The following is an 18,953-nucleotide window of genomic DNA, read 5'->3' on the forward strand; positions in this document are numbered from 1 at the left end:
GGACGGATGGGAGTTGCGGGGATCGGGTTCGATCTGGTCACGGTGTCGGAGTTCGAGGAACAGCTGGGCCGGGCAGGCACGGCGATGCTCTCGAACTTCACCCCGGGCGAGCGTCGCGACGCGAACACCCGCAGCTCCCGTCCGGGCCGGCACTTCGCCGCCCGGTGGGCGGCGAAGGAGGCGCTGATCAAGGCGTGGTCGGCGTCGCTGTTCGGCAGCCCACCGGTGCTGCCGGAGACCGTGCACCGGCAGATCGAGGTGGTCTCCGACGCGTGGGGCCGACCCGGGATCCGGCTGCACGGCGACGTCGCCGAGCACCTGACCGGGGTGCGGATCCACGTCTCGCTCACCCACGACGGAGACATGGCCGGCGCGTTCGTCGTGCTCGAGGACGATCCGCAGGCGTAGGAGTCTGCGGGAGAATTCCGCGTCAGGCGGGGGAGGCGTGCGTCTCCTCCGCCTGACGCGTTTCCACCTGGCCGTCGTCCTCCGGGACCGGCCGCTCGGTCTCCTCCGCCCGGGCGGCGGCCTCACGGCGCCTGCGCCGCTTGGCGCTGGTGCGTGACTCCTTTTCCGCCACCATCAGATACGCACCCATCAGCCGCTTGAGCTCGACGACCGCGTCGGCGTGGCTCTGGTCGTCCTGCACGGAGAAGTTCAGCATCGAGTAGACGACGTGCACGAGCACCTCGGCCATCAGCGTGCGACGTTCGCGCGGGGTGTCGGGCATGAGCGGAGCCAGCATCCGCGCGATCTGCTCGGCGAACTCCTTCTCGTGGATCGCGCCGGTCGCCCGGGTCGACGGGGTGGACTGCATCGCGAGCCACACCTCCCGCCGCGAGGGGTCCGACATCCACAGCCCGGCGAGATGGTCGACGAAGGCGTTGAGGAACCGCAGCCAGTCCACGGAGGGGATGACGCCGTCGAACTTGGCGAGCTCGTCCTGCACACCCACCAGGTCCTGCCGGTTCAGTTCACACACGATGACGTACTTGTTGGCGAAGAACTGGTAGAGGGTTCCGATGGGGACGTCGGCACGGGCAGCCACCTCTTCGCAGGTGAACGACTCGAAGCCGACCTCGGTGAGCAGTTCGCGGGACGCGGCGAGCAGCGCGTCGAACTTGCGCCGGCTGCGCTCCTGCGTCGGGCGACGGCGCGGCACGAGTTCCTGGGGCGCCGCCTGGACCTCCAGCGCCGGATCGATACGGCGTGGGGTGCGGCCGCGCTTCGTTGCAGACTCCACGCGCCCAGGCTAACCGGAGGTTGTCCGAATTCCGAACTTTTAGCTGTGAGGGCGAGTCTCAGCTAACACCGCCGGTGGCGCCGCGGTCGCCGGCGCTCACTTGACGAGTGTGAACTGCATGACGTCGATGTGGCCCGTGCGGAAGTGTTCGGCGGAACCGTTCAGGTACTTCATGAAGCGCTCGTACATCTCCTCCGACGACAGGGCGACCGCCTCGTCCCGGCGGGCCGACAGTGCCGCGGCCCAGTGTTCGAGGGTGCGGACGTAGTGCGGCGCCAGGGCCTGGATGCGTTCGACCCGGAACCCCGCCCGCTCCGCCCCGTCGACCACCGTCTCCGGCTGCGGCAACTGCCCGCCGGGGAAGATCTCCCGCTTGATGAAGATGTGGAACAGCGCGTTCTCCCGGGTCACCGGGATTCCCCGCTCGCGCAGCGTCGCGAGGCGGTGCCCCACGATGGTGTGCAGCAGCATCCGGCCGTCCGGGGGCAGCATGTCGTGGCACTTGGTGAAGAACCGGTCGTAGCGTTCGCTCCGGAAGTGCTCGAACGCGCCGATGCTCACGATGCGGTCCACGCGCCCGTCGAACTCCTCCCAGCCCTGCAGCCGCACGTCCACGGTGCGGGGGCCGGGCAGCCCCGCGGCGAGGTCGCGGACGTGCTCGTACTGGTTGCGGCTGAGTGTGAGCCCGATCGTGTTCACGTCGTAGTGCGTGGCGGCGCGCAGCATCGTCGAGCCCCAGCCGCATCCGACGTCGAGCAGTGTCATGCCCGGGTGCAGGTCGCACTTGCCGAGCGACAGATCGACCTTCGCGGCCTGGGCCTGCTCGAGCGTCATGTCGTCCCGCTCGAAATACGCGCAGCTGTAGGTCATCGACGGGTCGAGGAACAGCGTGAAGAACTCGTCCGAGAGGTCGTAGTGGGACTGGACCTGCCGATAGAACGGCGTGAGCGCGCTCTGCGGGCTGGGTGGCATCGCTGTGCCTTCCGTTCGAGGGCCGTCCGGTCCCGCTTCCTGGACCGTTCCGCCCGATGGCAACCTCGATATCGCGGAATCTACGCCGGACGCGGCCGCTGCGAGCATGCTTCGATCTCGAGGGGCGGTACCCGTAGCGAAAACGAGACACGACGATCGGGGAGGCGCGGTGGACGTCGCGGACATGCGGGAGCGGGTGCGCCGGCTGATGCCCGGGGCGCGCAGGGACCTCGGGGAACTGGTGGCGTTCCGGTCGGTGGCCGATCCGCGGCTGTTCCCGGCCGAGGAGTGCGTCGCTGCCGCCCGATGGGTGCGCGATGCGTTCGCCGCGGTCGGCGTCGACAACACCGCGCTGATCGAGACGTCGGACGGCTCGCTCGCGGTGCTCGGGCACACGCCGGCCCCGGCGGGAGCGCCGACCGTGCTCCTCTACAGCCACTACGACGTGCAGCCCCCGGGCGACGAATCGCTCTGGCACACTCCGCCGTTCACGCTCACCGAACGCGACGGCCGCTGGTACGGGCGCGGCGCCGCGGACTGCAAGGGCAATCTCGTGATGCACCTGCTCGCGCTGCGCGCGCTGCGGGAGCGGGGACCGCTTCCCGTCGGGATCCGGATCGTCGGCGACGGCTCGGAGGAAACCGGTGGCGGCGGGCTCGAGAACCTGGCCCGCGAACGGCCCGATCTGTTCGCCGCCGACCTGGTGCTCGTCGCGGACTGCGGCAACGCCGAGGTGGGACGGCCGACCCTCACGACGTCGCTGCGCGGCCTGGCGAACGTCGTCGTCCACGTCGAAGCCCTCGCCGGGGAGATCCACTCGGGCCAGTTCGGCGGCGCAGCCCCCGACGCGCTCGCCGCGCTGGTGCGCCTGCTGTCGAGCCTGCGCGACGAGGCCGGCGACACCGTGATCGACGGGCTCGACCCCACCGGAATCTGGAGCGGCGAACCGTATCCCGAGGAGGTGTTCCGCGCCGACGCCGGTGTGCTCGACGGGGTCTCACTGCTGTCGGCCGGGTCCGTGGCCGACGCCGTGTGGGCGCGTCCCGCGCTGACGATCCTCGGCATCGACGCCCCACCGGTGGTGGGGTCGGCGGCGGCGGTCGTGCCCCGCGCGTCGGCCCGGCTGAACCTCCGCGTCCCGCCGGGGATGGATCCGGCCACCGCTCAGGACGCCCTCGTCGCCCACCTGCACGCCCACGCCCCGTGGAACGTGCGGGTGCGGGTCGACCGGGAAGGCGTGAGCGAACCGTTCCGGGCCGCGACCGACGGACCGGGATACGCCGCGCTGCGCAGCGCGCTCGGCGCCGTCTACGGACGCGAGGTCGGCACGGTCGGGCAGGGCGGATCGATCCCGCTGTGCACGGTGCTGCAACAGGTGCTGCCGGACGCGGAGATCGCGCTGCTCGGCGTGGAGGAGCCGAGCGCCCGGATCCACGGGCCCGACGAGAGCATCGACCCGTCCGAGCTCGAGCACATGGCCGTCGCGGAGGCGCTGGTGCTCGCCTCCCTCACGCGGTGAGCCGCCGCTCAGACCGACAGGTCGCGGCGCAGCTTCGCGACATGCCCGGTGGCGCGCACGTTGTACTGCGCAACCTCGATCCGGCCGTCCTCGTCGACGACGAACGTCGAACGGATCACTCCGGTGACGGTCTTGCCGTACATCTTCTTCTCGCCGAACGCCCCCCACGCCGTGAGCGTGGTCTTGTCCGGATCCGACAGCAACGGAAACGTCAGCTGCTCGGCGTCCCGGAACTTCGCGAGCTTGGCCGGCTTGTCGGGGGAGATGCCCACGACGGCGAGCCCGGCGCCGTTCAGGTCGGCGAGGCTGTCGCGGAAATCGCAGGCCTGCTTGGTGCACCCGGGGGTGCTCGCGGCGGGGTAGAAGTACACGATCACCTTGCGTCCGCGGTAGTCCGACAGCGACACCTCGTTGCCGTCCGCGTCGGGGAGGGTGAACTCGGGAGCCGTATCGCCGGGGGCGAGCCTGCTGCTGTTTTCCGTCACCTCCGAGAGGGTAACGGACCCGTGCGTCCACTACCGTGGTCGCAGCACAGTGCAGCGACCAACTGGAGGATCACGTGGGTAGGGACACCGAGGCCATCGAACGGGACATCGAGAACGCCCGCAACCAGCTTGCGAGCACCCTCGACGAATTGAGTGTGCGCGCCAGCCCGAAGAACGTGATGGCCCATGCCAAGCAGACCGTGATGGAGAAGGTGAACCAGCCCAACGTCAAGTACGCGCTCGCGGCGGTCGGTGTCGTCATCGGCGCCCTGGCGCTGCGCAAGCTGCTGCGCTGACAGCTGATCCGAAGGGCACCGTCGTCCGGTTCGTCGGACCGCGGTGCCCTTCGTCGTTTCCCGGCGTCGTGGTCGTGCCCGCCGGGGGAGTGACAAAGGACCCGTTTCGAGTTCGATCTTGGCGTGGTTGACTGGTAACGAGCCAACCGCGCCATCTTCGAGGGGGCTGACGGCCATGCCGAACGCACAGCGGGTTGCACGACTTCTTCTCGTCTCGATCCTGACCGCCATGGCCCTGCTCGGTTCGGGGGCCGCGGCCGCGGCGGGAACCGTCGGCGGTGCGCCGCCGGCCAGGCTGCCCGCGTCGGCGCTCGAGCCGGCGAACGGCGCGGTGGTGGGGGTGGGACATCCCGTGACCGTCCGGTTCGGCGCACCGGTCGGTGACCGCGCCGCCGCCGAACGTGCCGTCGAGATCACCACGTCGAAGCCCGTGAGCGGCCGTTTCGCGTGGCTCGACGACAGCCGCGTGCAGTGGGTTCCCGACCGCCTCTGGCCGGGGCACACCACCGTGACCGTCGCCGTGGCCGGGGCGCGCACCGAGTTCCAGGTCGGCGACGAGTTCGTCGCCGTCGCGAACCGGTCGACGCACCAGTTCACGGTCATCCTCAACGGCGAGGTGGTGCGGACGATGCCGGCGTCGATGGGCAAGCCCGGCTACGAGACCCCGGTCGGCACCTTCTCGGTTCTGGAGAAGTTCCGCGATCTCGTCATGGACTCGTCCACCTACGGCGTCCCGATCGACTCGCCGGAGGGTTACCGCATCGACACCGAGTACGCCGTGCGGCTCACCTGGGGTGGCATCTTCGTGCACGCGGCGCCGTGGTCGGTGGACTCGCAGGGCTACGCGAACGTCAGCCACGGCTGCATCAACCTGAGTACCGAGAACGCGCAGTGGTACTTCGACCGGGTGAAGATCGGCGACCCGGTGATCGTGGAGGGCTGACCGGCAGGAGGGACGCACCGTGACGGACGTGACCATCCCCACGGAGCGCGGGCCGATGCCCGCCCACCTCGCCACGCCCGCAGGCCCCGGTCCGTGGCCCGGGGTCGTCGTGATCCACGACGCGCTGGGCATGAGCCGCGACATCCGCGCCCAGGCCGACTGGCTCGCCGGCGAGGGCTTCCTTGCCGTCGCGCCGGACCTGTTCCACGGGTCCAGGCGGTCCACCTGCCTGTTCTCCCTCTTCCGGGGCTGGGTGCCGCGCGGCGACCTGGACGCCGCGCGGAACTGGCTCGCGGACCGGCGGGACTGCACGGGCCGCATCGGCGTGATCGGGTTCTGCATGGGCGGCGGCTTCGCCCTCGCCGTCGCGTCCGACCACAACTTCACCGCGGCGAGCGTCAACTACGGCGGCCTCACGAAGGAAGTCGAGCGTGCCCTGCCGCGGGCGTGTCCGATCGTCGGCAGTTTCGGGACGAAGGACCGATGGCCCGGCGTGCGCGAGGTGCCCGACCGGCTCGAACCGGTACTGACGGCCGCGAACATCGACCACGACATCGAGCGATACCCGAACGTGGGGCACGGCTTCATGAACGACCACGACCCCGGTGATCTGTCGATCGTGGACAGGACCATCGCCAAGGTCGTGGCCGCCCGCTACGACGAGCCGGCCACCCGCGACGCGCGCGCCCGCATCGCCGCCTTCTTCCGCAGGCACCTCGGCGACGCTCCGCGCGCGAGCGACGGGCCCGGGGCGGCTACTTGATCACCGAGCCCGCGTCGATCGGCAGCTGCACGCCGGTGACGTAGCGCCCCGCGTCGCTGACCAGGAACAGGATCGCATTGCTGATGTCGACCGGTTCGACCCATTCGATCGGCAGGGCGTTCATGGCCTTGAACGACTCGGCCGCTTCCTCGCGGGTGATCTCCGACGGCTTCTTGTCCGGCAGGAAGACCGAGTAGGTCTGCTCGTTGTGGATCATGTCTGTGTTCACTGCCGTGGGATGCACCGAGTTCACACGGATCATGTGGGGAGCGAGCTCGTTGGCGAGTGTCTTCGTCAACCCCACCACTCCGTGCTTGGCGGCGACGTAGTGGGCAAGGTTCGCCAGGCCCTTGATGCCGGCGGTGGAACTGGTGAGCACGATTGCGCCGCCGTCGTCGTTGGCCTTCAGGTGCGGCACGGCTGCCCGCACCGTCTTGAACACCCCCGTGAGATTGATATCGATCATGTCGTCCCACATCTCGTCCGTCAGGTCCTCGACCGGCGCGAAGCTGGCGATGCCGGCGTTCGCGAGGACGATGTCGAGCCGGCCGAGCTGGGCGACGCCCTCGTCGACCGCCGATTTCAGGGCGGCGCTGTCGCGGACGTCGGCCTGGCCGGCGATGATCCGCCGGTCCAGCGCCTCGACCTGCCGGACGGTCTCGGCGAGGTCGTCGGCGGTCGCGAGTGGGTATCCCACCGTGTCGACCTGGGCGCAGAGGTCGACGGCGATGATGTCGGCCCCCTCCTGGGCCAGCCGGACGGCGTGACTGCGGCCCTGTCCGCGTGCGGCACCGGTGATGAACGCGACCTTGCCCTCGAGCTGACCCATGGCGACACTCCTTCGACGGTCGATGTGATCCGCCTCCGAGGCTAGAGGGGTTCGCTGGTGGTCGGACCGAAATCGCAAGGTGGATCGGCATACTCGGCGTCCGGTCCGGTCGTGGAGAACATTCCCGGCGGGCAACGGACGCCGGGCGCCCCGGCGCGGTAGGGGTCTCCGATCGGCGCGGGCAGCGTGCACGAAAGATTTGGCCTGAAGCTACTTGTATTGAAAACGGAACGGTTCTACCGTTGGAGTATGAGCGCAGAAGCTCGCGACGTGGGCCCGGTGGAGGAGAAGCCGCGGCGGTACGACTCGACCCTTCGCCGGCGCCAGGCCGAGCAGAACCGGCGGGCCGTCCTCGACGCCGCCACCACCCTGTTCTCCGAGGGCGGGTGGTCGGTCGCGGTCCGAGACGTCGCGCGCTCGGCGGGCACATCGGTCGAAACGGTGTATGCCCACTTCGGCTCCAAGGCGGGGCTCCTCATGCAGGTGCTCGACGTCGCCGTTGTCGGGGACGACGAACGGGTGGCGCTGATGGACCGGCCGGAGTTCGCCGCCCTGTCGCAGGGCACCCCTCGGGATCGGGCCGCCGCGGCAGCCGCCCTGGTGACCGGCATCAACCGACGAACCGTCGGCCTGCAGCGCACCCTGCGCGCGGCAGCCGTCGTGGAGCCGGACCTCGCGACATGGCTGGAACAGGCACGGGAGCGCCAGCGCCTGAACGTGCGGGTTGGCGGTGCGATGATGGCCGGCCGTGAACTGAGCCCGGTCGAGGCCGAGGGGCTGTGGGCCGTGCTCAGCATGGAGGTGTACGAGCTGTTGACCGGCAGCACCGGCTGGAGCCCTGAGCAGTACGAGAACTGGCTCACCGGAGCCATCATCCGGCTCCTGGGCCTGGAGAGTGGAAGGTGATGGGCCATGACTACCGACCATGGACCCGCAGACACACGCAGCATGGGAATAGTGCACAGCGCACTTCGCCGTGACCTGGAACGCACCCGGATCGTGCTCACCACCGAGCCGTACCCGGACCCTCGGCGTCGACGCGGACTGGCGGAGCACGTGTTGTGGATGATGCGCTTCCTGCACATCCATCACACCGGCGAGGATGTCGGGCTGTGGCCCTTGATCCGGGTGAAGAACCCCGACGCCGGCGCCCTGCTGGACCAGATGGACGCCGACCACCAGCGGATCGCACCGGCGATCACCGCCCTGGAAGACGCAGCGCTGGCCTACCGCGACGACGCAAACGCTCGGCAACCGCTGCTCGAAGCGCTGGCAGGGCTCACCGACGTGCTCCTTCCCCATCTGCGGCGTGAAGAGCTGGAGATGATGCCGGTCGTGGCCGCGACCCTCACCACCGCCGAGTACCACGACGTGGAACAGGAGTATTTCGTCAGGCCCAAGAGCTTCCTGGAACTCGGCGCGGAGGCCCACTGGGTCATCGACGGGCTCGGCGAGGACGACCGTGAGCTGATCATGCACGTGGTCCCCGCCGTGCCGCGCTTCATCCTGCTGCACGGCTTCGCGCGCACCTACCGGCGCAAGTCCAGCTTGCGGTGGGGCCACGGGCCCGCCGCCGAGCTGCCGTCGCTCAACCTTGCGCTTCTCGAGGGGCGATCCTGATGGGCACCTTGGCGCGGCACGGCAGGACCGAGACGGTGAGCCGCGCCCCGGCGGAGGCGGTGTGGCAGATCATCACCGACGTGACCCGGGTCGGTGAGTGGAGTCACGAATGCCGGGACGCGCGCCTGCTCGGAAACGCCCGAGCGGCAGCGCCGGGAATCCGGTTCCGGGGCAGGAACCGCTCCGGCGGCCTCCGGTGGAGCCGGTCGTGCGTATTCACCGTTGTGGAGCCGCCGCGGACGCTGGCATGGCGGACGGCGGGTCTCCTGGGCCGGGCGGACAGCACCGAATGGCGCATCGACCTCGAACCCGTCCCCGGAGGCACCAAGATCGTCCAGACCTACCGTGTGCTCCACGTGGCACCGGGCCTGGACCGGGTCTATTGGCGGCTGGTCAAGGCGCACCGAGACCGGCGCGCGGCACTGGAGGGCGACCTCCGCCGACTCGCCGAACTGGCGGCGGTCGAGGCCGCGTCGCACACGCCGGCCATGCGCCCGCCTCGCGAGGGAAGCGCTGTGGCCGACGGTTCCCTCGGCCGCGGCACGGAACGTCGCCGGTACTCGGCGTAGTCCGGGCGGTCCCGCGGAGGCGCGGCCGGTGTTCGAGGCCGCGTCGAAGGCGGGGTGGCTGGTGGGGTGGCAAGGGCGTGGGTAAAGAAAAAGGCCAGACCTCGTGGGGAGGTCTGGCCCTTCTTGTGCGCCATCAGGGACTCGAACCCCGAACCCGCTGATTAAGAGTCAGCTGCTCTGCCAATTGAGCTAATGGCGCTTGGCGGTGCGTCTCCGGGCCGTTGTCCCGGCGACGAAGGAAAGATTACACACCTTCCAGTAGCGCACCAAATCGGCAGGTCATGCCGCATTTCGGTGGGAGCGACACGTAACGCCGAGGGGTCCGGCGGCGATTGGTATTCGAACGTTATTCGCGTCGTCGACGTCGCGACGGCTCCGCCTCGAGCGGGGCTGGCATCATCGAGCGCACACGCATCGACGTGCACTTTTGCGGCCCGGGGGAGGCCCGGAATCGGAGGGTGGAGAGTGGTTGGGAACAGTGCGGCGCCGCGCCGACGGCGGAATCGGCGCGCCGTCGCGGTGGTGCTCGGGACCGTGTTGGTCGGCGTCATGACCTTCGTCACGGCCTGCTCCGGTGCGAGCAGCGCCGGCGGGGCCGAGGAGGTGCCGATCGATTCGAATCCGCTCGCCGCGCTCATCAAGCCCACGGTGTCGGCGAGCGTCGTCGACGGAGGAGTCGGCTTCTCGCCCATCGAGCCCGTGACGGTCTCGGTGGTCAACGGCAAGCTCGAGTCGGTCACGCTGCTCAACCCGGACGGGGAACCCGTCGCCGGGGCGCTCGGCCCGGACGGAGCCACCTGGGCCAACACCGAGCCCCTCGGTTACAGCCGGCAGTACCGGCTCGAGGCCGTCGCGTACGGGCTCGGCGGAGCGACCACGACCGTCGCCTCCTTCGCCACCAGCGCCCCCGGCAACCTCACTCAGCCCTACGTGATGCCGGGCGAGGGCTCGGTCGTCGGCATCGGCCAGCCCGTCGCGATCCAGTTCGACGAGAACATCCCTGATCGCCTCGCCGTCGAGCAGGCCATCACCGTCGTCACCGACCCGCCGGTGGAGGGCGCGTTCTACTGGCTCAGCAACCGCGAGGTGCGGTGGCGGCCCGAGCACTACTGGGCGCCGGGCACGACGGTCACGGTGGACGTGAAGGTCTACGGCCGCGATCTCGGCGACGGTCTGTTCGGGCAGTCGGATGTACATTCGACCTTCACCGTCGGCGACGCGGTGATCATCACCGCCGACGACAACACCAAGCAGGTCACCGTCAACCGCAACGGGGTCGACGTGATGACGATGCCCACGTCCATGGGCAAGGACAGCACGCCCACCCCGAACGGCGTGTACACGATCGGCGACCGGTTCGAGCATCTGGTGATGGACTCGTCGACCTATGGCGTCGCCGTCGACTCCCCGCAGGGCTACCGGACCCCGGTGGACTGGGCGACGCGGATGTCGTACAGCGGCATCTTCTTCCACTCCGCGCCGTGGTCGCTCGGCGATCAGGGTTCCCGCAACGTCAGCCACGGCTGCCTCAACCTGAGCCCGGCCAACGCCAGGTGGATCTTCGACAACACCAAGCGCGGCGACATCGTGATCGTGAAGAACACCGTCGGCGGCATCCTCGAAGGCACCGAGGGGCTCGGGGACTGGAACATCCCGTGGTCGACGTGGAAGGCCGGAAACGCACGCGCCTGATCCGCCGCCGGGCCCCCGGCGGCGCCACCCCGGCGTGTGGCAGGCTGGGGCCGCCTCCTGTGGTAGGGGTTGGCACGAGACCCCCGGGATCGACGATCCCGGGGTCTTCCCATGTCGGGCGGCGCCTTCCGGGCAGCCCGCCCCCGCGGAAGGTCGACATGCGGTCCTGCGCGGCGGACAATCAGGGAAAGGTATGCCTACCTGTGACGTCGACCGACCGTGGACCACCGAGGGTGGCCCGGCGGACAGGACCGAGTCGAGGAGGATTCATGTCTACGACGACAGATCCCACGTTCTACCGCACCCCGAGTGACGCCGTAGCAGCCGCGCCCGAGCGGCTTGCCTATGTGGCTGCTTTCGATCCGGCCGGCCGGGCGAAGGATGCGATCGCAGTGGTCGATTGCGAGCCGGGTTCGCCGACGTACGGTGGTGTGGTCGGCTGGACCGAGTTGCCGACGGCGGGCAACGAGTTGCACCACTTCGGGTGGAACGCCTGCTCGAGCGCGCTGTGTCATGAGGGGCACGGTCATGAGGGGCACGGTCACGAGGGGCACGGCGATCACCACGCCGGGCATCACGGGCAGCCGCTCGAGCGGCGATACCTGGTGGTGCCGGGCATCCGCTCGTCGAGAACGTACATCCTCGACACCAAACCCGACCCGCGGCACCCGGTGGTGACCCGCACGATCGAGGCCGCCGAGCTCGCCGCGAAGGCGGGATACTCGCGGCCGCACACGGTGCATTGCGGACCGGGGGGCATCTTCATGTCCGCCCTGGGGGGCGCCGACGGCGCCGAGGGTCCGGGCGGTGTCGCGCTGCTCGACCACGACACGTTCGACGTCGTCGGAGCGTGGGAGGCGGAGCACGGCGAGCAGTTCTTGGCGTACGACGTGTGGTGGCACCTGAAGTACGACACGGTGATCACCTCCGAGTGGGCCACGCCGTCGATGATCGAGAACGGACTCGACGCCGAGGACCTCCTCGGCCGCAGGTTCGGACACCACCTGGACTTCTGGAGCATGTCCGAGCGCAAGCTGACCCAGCGCGTCGACCTCGGCGACGAGCACCAGATGGTTCTCGAACTCCGCCCGGCTCACAATCCCTCCGAGGCGTTCGGGTTCGTGGGAGTCGTCATCAGCGTGGAGGATCTGTCGGCCTCCGTGTGGATGTGGCACAAGAGCGACGACCGGTGGGTGGTCGAGAAGGTGATCACCATTCCGGCGGAGCCGGCCGAGGCCGACGATCTGCCGCCCGCGCTGAAACCCTTCGGCGCGGTACCGCCGCTCGTCTCGGACATCGATCTGTCGGTCGACGACCGTTGGCTGTACGTCTCGTGCTGGGGCACAGGAGAACTCAAGCAGTACGACGTCGGCGATCCGTTCCACCCGAGGGAGACGGGATCGGTGCGCCTCGGTGGGATCGTGCGGCGCGAGCCGCACCCGGCGGATCCGGGCCTCCGGCTCGCGGGAGCTCCGCAGATGGTGGAGGTCAGTCGCGACGGGCGCCGGGTCTACGCCACCAACTCGCTCTATGCGGCCTGGGACGAGGTCTTCTACCCGGACGGGGTGGGGGCGTGGATGGCGAAGTTCGATGCCGACGTCTCCGCCGGTGGTCTGGTCATCGACCGTGGATTCTTCCCGCACGGCGACGACTTCCGCGGACGCAGGGTGCACCAGACCCGCCTGCAGGGCGGGGATGCGTCCAGCGACTCGTACTGCTTCACCGGGTGATCGCCGTTGCACGGCGGGTCGATCGCGCGATTCGGCGGTCGTCCGCCCAAGCGCCGCATCTCGGGTCGGAGCGCTGGTGCAGAGCTGCGCGACGCCGAAAAAGACGAGTCCCTGACCGGCATCTCTGCTGGTCAGGGACTCGCCCTGTGGGGGTGAGTGACGGGACTCGAACCCGCGACAGCCAGGATCACAACCTGGTGCTCTACCAACTGAACTACACTCACCATCGCATTCGCGATCGGCCTGGGCCGGTTGCGCCTGCGGTACAGATACTAGCCTGACTTTGCCGGAAACGGCGAATCCGCAGGTCAGGCCGGACCCAACTCTTTCGTGACAGCGGCGATCTCGGCCGACGGAGGGCCCGGTGGGGCGACGAACGCGGTCCGCCGGTAGTACCGCAGCTCCCGGATCGACTCCTTTATGTCGGCGAGCGCCCGATGCGACAGGCCCTTCGCCGGCTGCCCGAAGTAGATCCGCGGGTACCAGCGCCGGCACAGCTCCTTGACGGAGCTGACGTCCACCATGCGGTAGTGGAGGTAGGCGTCGAGCTCGGGCATGTCGCGGGCGATGAACCCGCGGTCCGTCGCGATCGAGTTGCCGGCCAGCGGCGCGGTGCCGGCCTCCGGGACGTGGGCCCGGATGTAGTCGAGCACCATCTTCTCCGCCTCGGCGACGCTCACCGTGGACCGGCGCACCTCGTCGGTGAGCCCGGAGCGCTCGTGCATCTGGGTGACGACGTCCGGCATCGCGGCGAGCGCGTCGTCGTCGGCGTGGATGACGATGTCCACCCCGTCGCCGAGCACGTTGAGATCACTGTCGGTGACGAGGGCGGCGATCTCGATCAGCTTGTCGCTGTCGATCCGCAATCCGGTCATTTCGCAATCGATCCACACAAGTTTGTCCTGCACGAAACACAGAGTAGTCAGGCCGGTCGTGGCGATAAGGTCACGGTGACCATTCCGCGGCCGCACGTGGACGAGGAGGACACCGCATGACGGTCGATCCGACACCGCCGGCACCGTCGCCGGCCGAGAAGGCGGCGGCCGCCCGCGCGGCCGCGGAGGAAGCGGCACGGGTCGCCGAAGCGGCCCTGAAGGCGGCCGAGCAGGCACAGCGCGAGGCGGAGGCGGCCGCGCGGGCCGCCGAGGCGACGGACGCCGCGCCCGCCGGGCCGGCCCGGCAGATCGCACCCGCTGGGCCGGCCCGGCAGATCGCCGCGGGATACGCCGCCGCCGGGGTCGCCCTCGAACTCGGTGCGGTCGTCCACGACGGGGTGGTCGATTCGTCGGCCCGGGTACGGATCCCGCTCGCCACGATGAACCGGCACGGACTGGTCGCCGGTGCGACCGGCACCGGCAAGACCAAGACCGTGCAGGGCATCGCCGAGCAACTCTCGGCCGCCGGGGTCCCGGTCGTGATGGCCGACATGAAGGGTGACCTGTCGGGGCTGTCGGCGCCCGGTGAGGACGACGACGGGCTCCGGACCCGCGCCGCGGAGACCGGGGATTCCGGATGGGGACCGACCGCCTACCCGGTGCAGTTCTTCTCGCTCGGCACCGAAGGCCCGGGCGTGCCCGTCCGCGCGACGGTCACCGCGTTCGGTCCGATCCTGCTGAGCAAGGTCCTCGGCCTCAACCCCACCCAGGAATCGACGTTGGGGCTGATCTTCCACTGGGCCGACCGCCAGGGGCTGCCGCTGCTCGACCTCAAGGATTTGCGGCAGGTCGTCACACACCTGACCAGCGACGGGGGAAAGGCAGAGCTGAAAGGTATCGGCGGGGTCTCCCCGGCGACCGCCGGCGTGATCCTGAGGGCGCTCGTCAACCTCGAGGCCGGCGGCGGGGACACCTTCTTCGGAGAACCGGAGTTCGAGACCGAGGACCTGCTGCGCGTCGTCGGCGGCAACGGCGTGATCAGCCTGTTCGAGCTCGGCGCCCACGCGGCGCGGCCGGTGCTGTTCTCGACGTTCCTGATGTGGGTGCTCGCCGACCTGTTCCAGACGCTGCCCGAGGAGGGCGACCTCGACAAGCCGAAGCTCGTGTTCGTCTTCGACGAGGCGCACCTGCTCTTCGCCGACGCCTCGAAGGCGTTCCTGCAGCAGATCGAGCAGACGGTCAAGCTCATCCGTTCGAAGGGGGTGGGAGTGTTCTTCTGCACCCAGCTGCCCACGGACGTGCCCAATGCGGTGCTGTCCCAGCTCGGCGCGCGGGTGCAGCACGCGCTGCGCGCATTCACACCGAACGATCAGAAGGCGCTGGCCAAGACCGTCCGCACGTATCCGGAGACGGAGTTCTACGACCTCGAGGAGGCGCTGACCACCCTCGGAATCGGTGAGGCCGTCGTCACGGTGCTGTCCGAGAAGGGCGCGCCGACGCCTGTCGCGTGGACGCGGATCCGTCCGCCGCGTTCGTTGCTGGACACCGTCGGCGAGGAGGCGATCCGGTCCGCGGCGCGCGGGAGCGAGCTGTACGGCAAGTACGGGCAGACCGTCGACCGCGAGTCCGCCTACGAGAGGCTCACCGAGAAGGTGGCCGGCGCCCCCGACATGGACCCACGGGCGCAGGTCCCGCCGTTGCCGGACCTGCCCGGCACGCCACCGCCCCGGGACGCGGGGCCGAGCATGGTCGAGCAGGTCCTCGGCAGCGCGGCCGTCAAGGGTTTCCTGCGGTCCGCGGCGTCGGCCGCGGGGCGCGAGATCAGCCGCAGCATCTTCGGCACCGGCCGCCGCCGCAGGCGCTGACGGGGGCTACGCGCCCAGCTTCCGGTAGAAGGCGCCGACGATGGGCGCGACGACGCCGCGCGGGGTGTAGTTGCCGGCGACGGACATCGCCTTGCTGATCAGGCCCGGCACGATGCGCATCTTGTTCTCGGCGAGCGCGTCGAGCGACACCTTCGCGGTGTGCTCGCTGGAGATCCACAGGAAGTCCGGCACGAGCTTGTCGACGATCGAGGCCTCCGCCGGATCCGGGGTCTCCGTGCGCACCGGGCCCGGCGCCAGCAGCGTCACGTGCACGCCGCTGTCCTTCAGCTCCCCGCGCAGCGACTCGGAGAAGGTGTTGACGAACGCCTTCGTCGCCGCATAGGTCGCGTTGTGGGGGATCGGCATGTTGCCCGCCGCGGAACCGACCATCAGGATCGCCCCGGAGCGGCGCTCGACCATCTGCGGCAGCACCGCGAGGGTCAGGTCGTGCACCGCGACGGCGTTCAGCTCGACCTGGGCCCGCTCGTAGCCCGGATCCAGCTGGGCCACCGGGCCGAAGGTCGCGATGCCGGCGTTGTTGCACAGGATGCTGATCGGGCGCTCGCCGAGTTCGTCGACGAGCTTCGCCCGCGCGTCGCGGTCGGACAGGTCACACGCGCGGACCTCGACGGTGACGCCGTGCGTCGCCCGCAGCGTCGCGGCGAGCTCCTCCATCACGTCGCCGCGCCGGGCGACCAGGATCAGCGAGTGCCCGCGCGCGGCGAGCTCGGCGGCGAGGGCCTCGCCGATGCCGGAGGAGGCGCCGGTCACGACGGCGCGGGCGTCGGGGGTGGGGTTCGGCAGAGTCATGGTCGGTCAGCGTAGCCGCGGCCGGCTCAGATGCGGTCCGCGAGGCGCGTGCCCTGCTCGATCGCGCGCTTGGCGTCGAGTTCCGCGGCGATGTCGGCACCGCCGATGACGTGCGTGGTCACGCCCGCGGCGGTGAGCCGCTCGACGAGGTCACGGACGGGTTCCTGCCCGGCGCAGATCACCACGTTGTCCACGTCGAGCACCTTCGGGTCGCGGCGGTCCTCGCCGAAGCTGATGTGCAGGCCGGCGTCGTCGATCCGCTCGTAGTTCACGCCCGAGATCTCGTGCACCTTCTTGTGCTGCAGCGACGCCCGGTGCACCCATCCGCTGGTCTTGCCGAGCCGCGCGCCGATCCGGCCGGGCTTGCGCTGCAGCAGGAACACCTCGCGCGGCGACGGCGACGGGCGGGGCTCGGTGAGCGCTCCCGGGGCGGCCTTCGGGTCGGTGACGCCCCACTCGCGCTTCCATTCGGCCAGGTCGAGGGTGGGGGAGTGGTCGTGGGTGAGGAACTCGGAGACGTCGACGCCGATGCCGCCCGCCCCGATCACGGCGACGCGGGCGCCGACGGGCGCACCCTCGCGGACGACCTGCGGGTACGACAGCACGCTCGGGTGGTCGATGCCGGGGATCGCGGGCACGCGGGGGGTGACGCCGGTCGCGACGACCACCTCGTCGTAGGCACCGATCAGGTCGTCGGCCGTCGCGCGGGTGCCGAGTTCGACCTGCACCTTCGTCAGCTCCAGCTGGCGGCGGTAGTACCGCAGGGTCTCGGCGAACTCCTCCTTGCCGGGGATGCGGCGGGCGATGCCGAACTGGCCGCCGATCTCGTCGTCGGCTTCGAACAGGGTGACGGCGTGCCCGCGGCGGGCCAGGTTCACCGCCGCGGCGAGCCCGGCGGGCCCGGCGCCGACGACCGCGACGGCCTTGCGGCGGCGGGTGGGGGCGAGCAGGAGCTCGGTCTCCCGCCCGGCGCGGGGGTTGAGCAGGCACGAGACGTGCTTGTTGACGAAGGCGTGGTCGAGGCAGGCCTGGTTGCAGGCGATGCAGGTGTTGATCTCGTCGGCGGCGCCGGCGGTGGCCTTGCGGACCCACTCCGGGTCGGCCAGCATCGGCCGGGCCATCGAGACGAGTTGTGTGTCGCCGCGGGCCAGGATCTCCTCGGCGGTCTCGGGCATGTTGATCCGGTTGGACGCGGCGACGGGGATTGCGACGTGCTTCGCCAGTTCGGCCGTGACGTCCGCGAACGCGGCGCGCGGGACGGACGTGACGATGGTGGGCACCCGCGACTCGTGCCAGCCGATGTCGGTGTTGATCAGCGTTGCGCCCGCCCGCTCGACCTCCTGGGCGAGGGCGACGATCTCGTCCCAGCGCTGGCCGCCTTCGACGAGGTCGGCCATGGACAGCCGGAAGCAGATCGCGAAGTCCGGGCCGACGGCCTCGCGGGTGCGGCGGACGATCTCGACGGGCAGCCGGCGACGGTTCTCGGGGCTGCCACCCCACTCGTCGGTGCGCCGGTTGGTGCGCTCGGCGAGGAACTGGTTGATGAAGTAGCCCTCGCCGCCCATGATTTCGACGCCGTCGTAGCCGGCCCGCTGGGCGAGGCGGGCGCAGCGGACGTAGGCGCGGATCTGCCGGCGCACGCCCCAGGAGGTGAGCCTGCGCGGCCGGAACGGGTTGATCGGCGCCTTGATCGACGAGGCGGACACGCTCAGCGGCCAGTAGCTGTAGCGCCCGGCGTGCAGGATCTGCAGCAGGATGCGACCGCCCTCGGCGTGGACGGCATCGGTGATCGTCCGGTGCCGCCGGGCCTCGAACCGGTTGGTGAGCTTGGCGCCGAACGGCAGCAGCCACCCGGTCCGGTTGGGTGCGTAGCCGCCGGTGACGATGAGGCCGACCCCGCCGCGGGCACGCTCGGCGAAGTACGCGGCGAGGCGGCCGGTGTTCTTGGCGCGGTCCTCGAGTCCGGTGTGCATCGAGCCCATGACGACGCGGTTGGGCACCGTGAACGGTCCGAGGTCGAGCGGTGAGAGCAGGTGGGGGTAGGGGTTCGTCACGAGTGGTCCTCGGTGGTGAGGGCGTCGAGCACTTCCTGGCACCAGTCGGCGAAGCCCTGTTCGACGCGGATGCCGCCGCGCAGGACGAGGTACTGGTGCAGTGAGGGCCCGGTGAGCCGGTGGGGTGCGGGGAAGTCGCGTTTCTCGATGGTGCGATACACGTCGAGGCGGGCGGCGTGGGCGTCGCGGTGGCGGGTGAGCTCCGCGAGGAGGGCGGGCAGGGTGCCGGGCCCGGCGGCGCGGATCTTCACGGCCAGGTCGCTGCGCAGCTGCTCGGGGTCGGAGGGGTGGGCGATCCAACGGTCCAGCTCGGTGCGTCCGGCGGAGCTGACGCGGTAGACCTTCTTGTCGGGCCGACCGTCCTGCGGCACGGTGCGGCCGGTGATCCAGCCGTGGTCCTCCATTCGCCGCAGCACGCGGTAGATCTGCTGGTGCGTCGCGCTGTGGAAGAAGCCGATCGACTTGTCGAACCGGCGGGCCAGTTCGTAGCCGGAGCCGGACCGCTCGTCGAGCGCGGCGAGCAGCGCGTGTTCCAGGGCCATGCCGAGAGTATGCACCGAGGTGCATATGCAATCAAGTGCACAGCTGGGGTGACGGTCGCGAATCTCTCGGTCAGCCGCGAATGCGGAGTGCGGTCGCGGCTGACCGGAAATCGCGCGGATCACCGGAGGCCGGTTCTCGGCGCGAC

19 protein-coding genes and 2 tRNA genes are annotated in these 18,953 nt (G+C 70.1%); 11 read left to right on the top strand and 10 right to left on the bottom strand.

The annotated features are described in order from the left end of the window. Positions 1-6: 6 nt before the first annotated feature. Positions 7-408 carry a holo-ACP synthase gene (locus HFP48_RS11055; RefSeq protein WP_006937559.1) on the top strand — a complete coding sequence of 134 codons (402 nt, stop codon included), beginning with the start codon at positions 7-9 and terminating at the stop codon, positions 406-408. 22 nt (positions 409-430) lie between these two features. On the opposite strand, the gene HFP48_RS11060 is transcribed toward HFP48_RS11055, so the two are convergent. Both HFP48_RS11060 and HFP48_RS11065 read right to left on the bottom strand, forming a co-directional pair. Continuing rightward, positions 431-1,243, bottom strand: coding sequence for a TetR family transcriptional regulator (locus tag HFP48_RS11060; RefSeq protein WP_006937560.1), 813 nt, complete (start codon positions 1,241-1,243; stop codon positions 431-433). Positions 1,244-1,339: 96 nt separating this feature from the next. Next, positions 1,340-2,215 carry a cyclopropane mycolic acid synthase family methyltransferase gene (locus HFP48_RS11065; protein ID WP_006937561.1) on the bottom strand — a complete coding sequence of 292 codons (876 nt, stop codon included), beginning with the start codon at positions 2,213-2,215 and terminating at the stop codon, positions 1,340-1,342. Positions 2,216-2,399: 184 nt separating this feature from the next. Here HFP48_RS11065 and HFP48_RS11070 point away from each other — a divergent pair, with 184 nt between their 5' ends. Next, positions 2,400-3,734: a dipeptidase gene (locus HFP48_RS11070; RefSeq protein WP_037201611.1), complete on the top strand. Its 1,335-nt coding sequence runs from the start codon at positions 2,400-2,402 to the stop codon at positions 3,732-3,734. Positions 3,735-3,742: 8 nt separating this feature from the next. On the opposite strand, the gene bcp is transcribed toward HFP48_RS11070, so the two are convergent. Beyond that, on the bottom strand, positions 3,743-4,219 hold the full coding sequence (bcp, locus tag HFP48_RS11075) for a thioredoxin-dependent thiol peroxidase (RefSeq protein WP_006937563.1): 477 nt from the start codon (positions 4,217-4,219) through the stop codon (positions 3,743-3,745). Positions 4,220-4,293: 74 nt separating this feature from the next. Here bcp and HFP48_RS11080 point away from each other — a divergent pair, with 74 nt between their 5' ends. The 3 genes from HFP48_RS11080 to HFP48_RS11090 all read left to right on the top strand — a co-directional run bounded on the left by HFP48_RS11080 (position 4,294) and on the right by HFP48_RS11090 (position 6,221). After that, positions 4,294-4,515: a DUF3618 domain-containing protein gene (locus HFP48_RS11080; RefSeq protein WP_006937565.1), complete on the top strand. Its 222-nt coding sequence runs from the start codon at positions 4,294-4,296 to the stop codon at positions 4,513-4,515. 175 nt (positions 4,516-4,690) lie between these two features. Then, complete coding sequence (locus HFP48_RS11085) at positions 4,691-5,458, top strand: L,D-transpeptidase (RefSeq protein WP_006937568.1); 768 nt, start codon at positions 4,691-4,693, stop codon at positions 5,456-5,458. A gap of 28 nt (positions 5,459-5,486) precedes the next feature. Next, positions 5,487-6,221 carry a dienelactone hydrolase family protein gene (locus HFP48_RS11090; RefSeq protein WP_246872545.1) on the top strand — a complete coding sequence of 245 codons (735 nt, stop codon included), beginning with the start codon at positions 5,487-5,489 and terminating at the stop codon, positions 6,219-6,221. Here the strand turns inward: HFP48_RS11090 and HFP48_RS11095 are convergent. Further along, complete coding sequence (locus tag HFP48_RS11095; protein ID WP_006937571.1) at positions 6,214-7,050, bottom strand: mycofactocin-coupled SDR family oxidoreductase; 837 nt, start codon at positions 7,048-7,050, stop codon at positions 6,214-6,216. The genes HFP48_RS11090 and HFP48_RS11095 overlap by 8 nt on opposite strands. 249 nt (positions 7,051-7,299) lie before the next feature. Between HFP48_RS11095 and HFP48_RS11100 the strand changes: the two genes are divergently transcribed. From HFP48_RS11100 to HFP48_RS11110, 3 genes are read left to right on the top strand one after another with little or no spacing between them, the layout of a single operon-like run. Next, entirely contained in the window at positions 7,300-7,956 is a 657-nt protein-coding gene (locus HFP48_RS11100; RefSeq protein WP_072634991.1) for a TetR/AcrR family transcriptional regulator, read from the top strand. Positions 7,957-7,998: 42 nt separating this feature from the next. After that, positions 7,999-8,670 carry a hemerythrin domain-containing protein gene (locus HFP48_RS11105; protein WP_246872546.1) on the top strand — a complete coding sequence of 224 codons (672 nt, stop codon included), beginning with the start codon at positions 7,999-8,001 and terminating at the stop codon, positions 8,668-8,670. Next, a complete protein-coding gene (locus HFP48_RS11110) occupies positions 8,670-9,239 on the top strand; it encodes an SRPBCC family protein (RefSeq protein ID WP_102800396.1) in 570 nt (189 codons plus the stop codon). Before HFP48_RS11105 ends, HFP48_RS11110 begins: the two co-directional genes overlap by 1 nt. A 126-nt stretch (positions 9,240-9,365) precedes the next feature. On the opposite strand, the gene HFP48_RS11115 is transcribed toward HFP48_RS11110, so the two are convergent. Continuing rightward, positions 9,366-9,438 (bottom strand) — tRNA-Lys (locus tag HFP48_RS11115). A 350-nt stretch (positions 9,439-9,788) separates the two neighbouring features. Here HFP48_RS11115 and HFP48_RS11120 point away from each other — a divergent pair. Together HFP48_RS11120 and HFP48_RS11125 are read left to right on the top strand one after the other, a co-directional pair. Next, on the top strand, positions 9,789-10,931 hold the full coding sequence (locus HFP48_RS11120) for an Ig-like domain-containing protein (protein ID WP_231771708.1): 1,143 nt from the start codon (positions 9,789-9,791) through the stop codon (positions 10,929-10,931). Between the two features lie 269 nt (positions 10,932-11,200). After that, positions 11,201-12,661 carry a selenium-binding protein SBP56-related protein gene (locus HFP48_RS11125; protein ID WP_065922690.1) on the top strand — a complete coding sequence of 487 codons (1,461 nt, stop codon included), beginning with the start codon at positions 11,201-11,203 and terminating at the stop codon, positions 12,659-12,661. Between the two features lie 147 nt (positions 12,662-12,808). Here HFP48_RS11125 and HFP48_RS11130 read toward each other — a convergent pair. Together HFP48_RS11130 and orn are read right to left on the bottom strand one after the other, a co-directional pair. Further along, positions 12,809-12,886, bottom strand: a tRNA-His gene (locus HFP48_RS11130). Positions 12,887-12,969: 83 nt separating this feature from the next. Next, complete coding sequence (orn, locus tag HFP48_RS11135; RefSeq protein WP_029543010.1) at positions 12,970-13,569, bottom strand: oligoribonuclease; 600 nt, start codon at positions 13,567-13,569, stop codon at positions 12,970-12,972. 83 nt (positions 13,570-13,652) lie between these two features. Here orn and HFP48_RS11140 point away from each other — a divergent pair, with 83 nt between their 5' ends. After that, positions 13,653-15,401, top strand: a complete 1,749-nt coding sequence (locus HFP48_RS11140; protein WP_168579508.1) for a helicase HerA-like domain-containing protein — start codon at positions 13,653-13,655, stop codon at positions 15,399-15,401. 6 nt (positions 15,402-15,407) lie between these two features. Here the strand turns inward: HFP48_RS11140 and cmrA are convergent, their stop codons facing one another. From cmrA to HFP48_RS11155, 3 genes are read right to left on the bottom strand one after another with little or no spacing between them, the layout of a single operon-like run. After that, complete coding sequence (cmrA, locus tag HFP48_RS11145) at positions 15,408-16,211, bottom strand: mycolate reductase (protein ID WP_043798995.1); 804 nt, start codon at positions 16,209-16,211, stop codon at positions 15,408-15,410. A 26-nt stretch (positions 16,212-16,237) separates the two neighbouring features. Further along, positions 16,238-18,265, bottom strand: a complete 2,028-nt coding sequence (locus HFP48_RS11150) for an NADPH-dependent 2,4-dienoyl-CoA reductase (protein ID WP_168579509.1) — start codon at positions 18,263-18,265, stop codon at positions 16,238-16,240. Beyond that, entirely contained in the window at positions 18,262-18,807 is a 546-nt protein-coding gene (locus tag HFP48_RS11155) for a PadR family transcriptional regulator (protein ID WP_065922688.1), read from the bottom strand. Before HFP48_RS11155 ends, HFP48_RS11150 begins: the two co-directional genes overlap by 4 nt. Positions 18,808-18,953 lie beyond the last annotated feature (146 nt).

This window comes from Rhodococcus sp. DMU1 (assembly GCF_012272955.1).
In the GTDB taxonomy this organism is placed as follows: Bacteria; Actinomycetota; Actinomycetes; order Mycobacteriales; family Mycobacteriaceae; genus Rhodococcus; species Rhodococcus aetherivorans.

Coding starts and splice junctions, on each gene's coding strand:
- HFP48_RS11055 (WP_006937559.1), top strand. CDS start 7: ATGGGAGTTGCGGGGATCGGGTTCGATCTGGTCACGGTGTCGGAGTTC.
- HFP48_RS11065 (WP_006937561.1), bottom strand. CDS start 2,215: ATGCCACCCAGCCCGCAGAGCGCGCTCACGCCGTTCTATCGGCAGGTC.
- HFP48_RS11070 (WP_037201611.1), top strand. CDS start 2,400: ATGCGGGAGCGGGTGCGCCGGCTGATGCCCGGGGCGCGCAGGGACCTC.
- HFP48_RS11085 (WP_006937568.1), top strand. CDS start 4,691: ATGCCGAACGCACAGCGGGTTGCACGACTTCTTCTCGTCTCGATCCTG.
- HFP48_RS11095 (WP_006937571.1), bottom strand. CDS start 7,050: ATGGGTCAGCTCGAGGGCAAGGTCGCGTTCATCACCGGTGCCGCACGC.
- HFP48_RS11100 (WP_072634991.1), top strand. CDS start 7,300: ATGAGCGCAGAAGCTCGCGACGTGGGCCCGGTGGAGGAGAAGCCGCGG.
- HFP48_RS11105 (WP_246872546.1), top strand. CDS start 7,999: ATGGGAATAGTGCACAGCGCACTTCGCCGTGACCTGGAACGCACCCGG.
- HFP48_RS11110 (WP_102800396.1), top strand. CDS start 8,670: ATGGGCACCTTGGCGCGGCACGGCAGGACCGAGACGGTGAGCCGCGCC.
- HFP48_RS11120 (WP_231771708.1), top strand. CDS start 9,789: ATGACCTTCGTCACGGCCTGCTCCGGTGCGAGCAGCGCCGGCGGGGCC.
- HFP48_RS11125 (WP_065922690.1), top strand. CDS start 11,201: ATGTCTACGACGACAGATCCCACGTTCTACCGCACCCCGAGTGACGCC.
- HFP48_RS11140 (WP_168579508.1), top strand. CDS start 13,653: ATGACGGTCGATCCGACACCGCCGGCACCGTCGCCGGCCGAGAAGGCG.
- cmrA (WP_043798995.1), bottom strand. CDS start 16,211: ATGACTCTGCCGAACCCCACCCCCGACGCCCGCGCCGTCGTGACCGGC.
- HFP48_RS11155 (WP_065922688.1), bottom strand. CDS start 18,807: ATGGCCCTGGAACACGCGCTGCTCGCCGCGCTCGACGAGCGGTCCGGC.